General features: G+C 29.7%; 7 protein-coding genes. 1 reads left to right on the forward strand and 6 read right to left on the reverse strand.

Going from position 1 to position 6,507, the window contains the following annotated elements; translation table 11 throughout:
* The coding region (locus tag VK998_RS12370) for a transglutaminase-like domain-containing protein (protein WP_325228811.1) at positions 1–976 on the forward strand (976 nt) is incomplete at its 5' end.
* Positions 977–1,203: 227 nt separating this feature from the next.
* Here the strand turns inward: VK998_RS12370 and VK998_RS12375 are convergent.
* From VK998_RS12375 to VK998_RS12400, 6 genes are all read right to left on the reverse strand, one after another.
* Positions 1,204–1,704 (reverse strand): GAF domain-containing protein, encoded by a 501-nt coding sequence (locus tag VK998_RS12375; protein ID WP_325228814.1) that lies wholly within the window; start codon positions 1,702–1,704, stop codon positions 1,204–1,206.
* Between the two features lie 26 nt (positions 1,705–1,730).
* Positions 1,731–2,711 carry a D-cysteine desulfhydrase family protein gene (locus tag VK998_RS12380; RefSeq protein ID WP_325228816.1) on the reverse strand — a complete coding sequence of 327 codons (981 nt, stop codon included), beginning with the start codon at positions 2,709–2,711 and terminating at the stop codon, positions 1,731–1,733.
* 20 nt (positions 2,712–2,731) lie between these two features.
* Entirely contained in the window at positions 2,732–3,832 is a 1,101-nt protein-coding gene (locus VK998_RS12385; protein ID WP_325228818.1) for an ArsR/SmtB family transcription factor, read from the reverse strand.
* Positions 3,822–5,111 carry an MFS transporter gene (locus VK998_RS12390; protein ID WP_325228820.1) on the reverse strand — a complete coding sequence of 430 codons (1,290 nt, stop codon included), beginning with the start codon at positions 5,109–5,111 and terminating at the stop codon, positions 3,822–3,824. Before VK998_RS12390 ends, VK998_RS12385 begins: the two co-directional genes overlap by 11 nt.
* A 163-nt stretch (positions 5,112–5,274) precedes the next feature.
* Positions 5,275–5,856 (reverse strand): HDIG domain-containing metalloprotein, encoded by a 582-nt coding sequence (locus VK998_RS12395; protein WP_325228822.1) that lies wholly within the window; start codon positions 5,854–5,856, stop codon positions 5,275–5,277.
* A 154-nt stretch (positions 5,857–6,010) separates the two neighbouring features.
* Positions 6,011–6,507, reverse strand: a 497-nt coding sequence (locus tag VK998_RS12400; protein ID WP_325228824.1) for a DUF1576 domain-containing protein, incomplete at its 5' end; no start/stop codon positions are given.

A 6,507-nucleotide genomic window follows, 5' to 3' on the forward strand; every position in this document is an offset into this window, starting at 1 on the left:
CCCTGAAAAAGAGGATTCTAACATATTGGACGAAACTATAGATGAGATTATAGAAAGAGGAGAGATAAGATATTATATTCATATTAAAACTGGTTTAAAATTAATAGAAAAGTATGTTAGAAAAGGTGAAATTATAAGAGTCCATCTGCCTATACCTCAAAATGCTCAACAAATTAAAAATATTAATATACTAAATACTTCTTTCAAACCTAAAGCTATTTCCCATGCAAACCACCCTCAGAGAACTATCTATTTTGAGGAGATGACAAAAGGAAATGATGAGTTTATCGTTGAGTATTCTTATGAAAGTCATATTTTATACAATCACTTAACTCCAGATATAGTTTCTAGAAATCAACCTACTTTTTATACAGAAGAATATTTGCCTCATATTAGATTTACACCATTCTTAGTTGAGCTAGCCAAAGACATAGTTGAAGAAGAAACTAACCCCTTAATCAAAGCTAGAAAAATTTATGATTACATAACGCAAAATGTCCAATACTCTTATGTAAGACAATATGCCGCCATAACCAATATACCTGAATATGCTGCTTATAATTTAAAAGGAGATTGTGGAATCCAGGCTATGCTTTTTATTACTCTTTGTAGAATAGTTGGAATTCCAGCAAGATGGCAATCTGGATTAGTAGTTAATCCTAACTATATAGGCTGCCATGATTGGGCAGAATTCTATATAGAGCCTTATGGTTGGCTGTTTGCAGATCCATCTTTTGGTGGTGGTGCGCTAAGAAGAGGTAATGAAAAAAGATGGAATTTCTATTTTGGAAATTTAGATCCTTTCAGGATGGTTGCTAATTCTGAATTTCATTATAGTTTTTATCCAGAAAAGAAATTTTTACGACAAGATCCTTATGATAATCAAGAGGGAGAAATGGAATATTTGGATAGTCCAATTTTTCATGATGAGTACCATGTTATACAAGAGATTGTTGAGGTAAGTAAAATTGAGTAATTATTAGTAAATAATCCTAATTCGGGTGGACACATAGGTCCACCCCTACCTGATATGGATAGGACAGATATACCATATAGCATATATCCCGATGTGGATAGGACAGATATACCATATAGCATATATCCCGATATGGGTAAGGCAGGCATACCATATAGCATATATTACAATATGCGTAGAGCAAAACATACCACACATAATATATCGCAATATGCGTAGGGGCAGACCTATGTGTCTGCCCTCCAATCAACATATTCATTTAAAATCTCCACAAATTTAATAAAATATTTCTTCTCTAATTCTGTAAATCTTTCTTTTTCTGGACTGTCCAAATCTAAAACTCCATATACTCTGCCACTCTTAATGATAGGAATAACTAGCTCTGAATTAGAGGCAGAGTCACAGGCTATATGACCAGGAAATAGATTAACATCTGGAACTAATTGAACTTCTCTTGTTTTAACCGCTGTACCACATACACCTTTTCCTATTTCTATTCTGTTACATGCAGGAAGACCTTGAAAAGGTCCTAATACCAATTCTTTTCCTCTTAATATATAAAATCCTGCCCAATTTAATCTGTCAATACATGCCATAATAATCCCAGTAGCATTGGACAAATTAGCTAAATTATCTTTTTCAGAACTTAATTGGGATTTTAACAACATGTTCATATATTTTAATCTTTCTTCCTCATCCATTTTTTTGATAGGATCTAATTTAAACATAATAAATTCTCCTTATTGTTCTAATTTTAGATTTTAAGCAATCCTCTTTGCTCTTTATTCCATCCAAATAATCCTCCAGTATGGATAAATAATATGTTTTTATGTTTGTCAAATTTCCCTTTTTTTATCTCATTCACCAATCCATACATAGCTTTTCCAGTATATACTGGGTCTAAAATTATTCCTTCCAATTTAGCAAAGTTGTGAATAAATTCAATTTCTTCAGATTGGCTAAGAGCATATCCTAAACCTGAATATCCATCTATTATATCTATTTGTTCTTTATTTATATCAATTTTCTCATTAGTATAGCTTGTTATTTCATCTAATAAGTTTATAACTACATTTTGAAAATGTTCTTTAGTATCGCAGATATTAAATCCATAAATAGTAGCTGAATTTTCTTTAATATGGTTACCGTAATAAATACCTGCATAGGTTCCACCAGAACCAACTGTAACAATTATTGCATCAAATTTAATCCCTATCTCTTTTTCCTGTTCTAAAATCTCATCCATTGTATTTACATATCCTAAGGAACCAATACCATTAGACGCTCCTTCTGGGATTATATATCCTTTATGGCCTTCCTTTTCTAATGACTTTTTTATTTCTTTCATAATTTCTTCTCTATTATTTTTATATTCTTCTGCAGTTATAAATTTTATTTTTGCACCTAGCATTTTATCTAAAAATAGATTTCCTTCTACTTCCTCTTTTTCATCTCCTCGTAATACAAGATAAGAACCAAAACCTAATTTAGCTGCCACAGCTGCTGTAGCTCTAGCATGATTTGATTGAATTCCACCACATGTAATTAAATAATCACAATTATTATCCAATGCTTCTCCTACAGAAAACTCTAATTTTCTTATCTTGTTACCTGAAACTTCAGTACCCGTTTGATCATCCCTTTTAATATATATATTCTTCCCTAGTTCATTACTTAACCTATCTAATTTTTCTATATTTGTTGGTAGATTGGCAATTCTAATTTTTTTTACCATATTAACACCTCCAAAAATTATTATTTGGTGAAATTTAAATCCTTTTTAAATCCCTCTATTGTATTTTTTAATAGTTCATAGTCAACTGCATACCCAAATTTGTTATTACTCTTATCCATCTTTATCACTTTAGAAGTAAGAAGATTATTAAGGTGATAAGATATAGTAGCACTAGATACTCCTAAAGTTTTGGCGATTACCTTAGTTGATGTTTCTCCTGCTGCAATTAATTTCAACACTTCATATCTAGTTTTATCTCCAAGATTTTTAAATATCTGCACCCTTTCAAGGGTTTTATTTTCGTTTATCTCCTTCATTTTTTTAAAAGCTTCTTCCATCCTTAATCCCCATGCAATATAATTAGTTTTTGCAGTAATAATGGAAAGGGCATAGGAAAATATTATAGAAATAAATATATTTATCTCCTTTTCATCAAATATATTTATATTTACAATTGAATAAGTTATCTCTTCTAATCCTTTAGCACCATTATTATTCAAAAATTCAACTAAATATTCTCCATAATCTTTTACCTTTTTTTCATAGGGAGTATATATTTCGTTAAATATAGGTAATAACTTTTTCATCAAATTCACATATATCTTCATATGTTTTAAAGGCTCTTCTACAATTAGAAAAAAATTCCATTTTGCTCCTGCTTCAATAGGTAGTTCTTTAATGAAACTAATAATATCTTCATAGTTTAAACATATTTCATTTGCTTTTTTCATGGTTTCATGTAAATCATCTGGATATTCATCGTTTATTAGCATAATAGAGTGAACAATGCTTTTCCTAATATCATATTCATCTAAAGATAACAACATATCTAAATAATCTTTTTCATTTTGAAATCCCATTATTCCTGTAGTTCTAGATATTAAATCTATGAAATCGTAATCACTTAAATACTGATTTACATAAAATTTCCCTATTTCATCTGCAAAAGGTTTTAATCTATCTTCTATTTTGCTAACAAAACTTAGATAATCTTCTATAAGTATATTTTGATAATTTACATCTTCTTTCTTTTTCTCAAATTCCTCTTTTGAATATAGTAGTCTTGGAAATTGTAAAAAATCATAAATTCTACTTTCTCTCGGGTAAAACTTAAATTTCATTTATCACATCTCCCCTTATCCCATCTTCCTCTTCATCTAATTCTGTTAAAGCAGTTTTATATCTTTTAACTGCAACAATTAATATTAGTCCGCTTATTGCTATTACATAACTTGGTGATATTATATCATAAAGATATCCGAAAAGCATTTGTCCTATAGGAATAAATACAGTAACTGCTAAATTGAATACAGTAGATGTTCTACCCATCAACTCTATAGGAGTTACCTGGTTGAATATAGTACCCATAGAGATATTAGCTATTGTGGCAAATACCCCCACCATAAATGAGATTATCGATAAAAGAATATATGGTATTAAATTAGAGTTGAACCTACCTAATATATTCCTAGATGGAATTATGGCCATAATTAATATAGATAATGCAATTGAAATAAAGCTAAAGTAACATAATTTCCCTACCTTTATCTTTTTTATATAACCTGAAGCAAATATTGGGGCAGCGATCATAGAAGCAGACAGAACCATTTGGAATACTCCAAACTGAAAATCCGTTGCATTTAATACTTCTTTGATAATAAATATTAATCCTACAGAAAAAATTGGTGCTACAACAAAGTTAATAATGGTCCCTAAAGATATCATAGTAGATATAAATTTATTACTTCTAATTATATTTATCCCTTCCTTTAAATCAGTTTTAAAAGCTTTTATACTTATACTTTCAGGCTTCTTATGTTTTTTAGGAACATTTATAAACATTTCACTAATAGCTGATAATAAAAAGCTGATGGAATTGATTATCATAACTAGTTTTAAACCAAAGCTTCCATATATGATAGCACCAAGTAATGGAGCTAGTAACTGCCCTATATTCATAACTAAGGAGTTAAATGAATTTGCATCTAATAAATCATCTTTATTCACTATACTAGGAATTACAGCTGACATAGCTGAACCAAAGAATATTTCAGTTATTTCCAATAGAATTACCAGTACATATATCATAGGAATTGTAATACTTCCATTTATACTGAAAATTGCTGCATATATGCCAATTATTATAAAGTTTAATAAATCCAATAATACAATAGTCTTTTTTCTATCAAACCAATCTCCAAAAACACCTGCAACGGGTGATAATAAAAGCCTAGGAAGAATTGATATTGATAGAATTGATGCAAATATGGTTGCAGACCCAGTCAATTCAAGAACGTATAAAGATAAAGCAAACTGTTGCATATTACTTCCAAGTAAAGATACCAATTTCCCTAATATCAATAAAGAGAAATCCTTTTGTTTAATAAGTTTCACATCCATAATATAACCCCCAAATTATTTGTTGTTTATATTATATGATGCAATATTTAATATGTCAATATAATAATTAGATAAACATCTAATTATTATAAATGTGTCTTATGCTTTTATTTACTCCAATATAAAAGAGCCGCTTTTAATACTTGCGACTCTAAGGTAAAACTTATATATTCCCTTTTAATCCAATTTCCTCTGCCACCTTTTGCATTCCTTTAATAGTTTCAGATATTACTGTATTTAAATCCATATCTAACATTTCTGCTCCTTTTTCAATTATAGTTCTGTCTACTCCAGCTGCAAAGCTACTTTGCTTCCATTTCTTTTTCACTGATTTAGGTTTCATATCTAAAACACTTTTACTTGGTCTTACTAAAGCAGTTGCAGCTATTAAACCTGTTAGTTCATCGATAGTATATAAAACCTTGTCAATAGTTTCTACAGGTTCCACATCCGTACATATTCCCCATCCATGACTTATAATGGTCCTTATATATTCCTCTGGCCAGTTTCTTTCTTTTAGTATTTCTTCCGTCTTGATACAGTGTTGTTCTGGATACATTTCATAGTCCAAATCATGCATAAGACCTATTACAGCCCATTTTTCTTTATCTTCTTCACCAAATAGTTCTGCAAAGTGTACCATAACCCCTTCTACTGCCAAAGCATGTTTAATTAAGCTTTCATTTTTGTTGTACTCCTTTAATAATTCAAAGGCTTCTTCTCTGGTTGGTATATAATCACTCATTTTTTCATCTCCTTTATCTTGAGTATTAACACTTTAATTAGTTAGTGTGTTCTACTTACTTAATAGTATATCAAAAATACTTATTTATTTCTTGTTAATATTATTTCATAATATCATCTATAAAAAATTATAAAAAACCTTTTAGTTTGAACACCTAATATTCTTCTTTAAATACTTTTATAACTGGAACTACAATTCCCGCTACTATCCCTCCAGCAAATCCATTATTATAAAGATTTATTCCACCATGTATTACTCCTATATTCATTACCATAGATAAATGTAATGAACCTGTAATTATACCAGCTATCCAACCAAACTTACCTGCCACAGGGGCTAAAGTTGTACCAAATAACCCAGCAATAATCACTAAGGTTGAAGACATATCCCAAATACTTATACTAGATGCTAATATTATTCCAATTAATATTGGAATTACATTTTTTGGGTGTTTCCCATATGCAGCAAAACCTACTACAGTTAAAATACCAGCTATCACAGGACCATTAAAAGTTCCCTTAGAAACTAATACATAAATTATGCAAATTAGGCCCATGATTCCCATGTTTATATAAGTTACTCCATTCCCTATAAGTTCAACAAAATCAGTAGAGGCCCTGCCAGTATATTTAAAAATATTTTTATATTCTT

The sequence above is a fragment of the Schnuerera sp. genome, assembly GCF_035459645.1.
Lineage (GTDB): Bacteria > Bacillota > Clostridia > Tissierellales > Tepidimicrobiaceae > Schnuerera.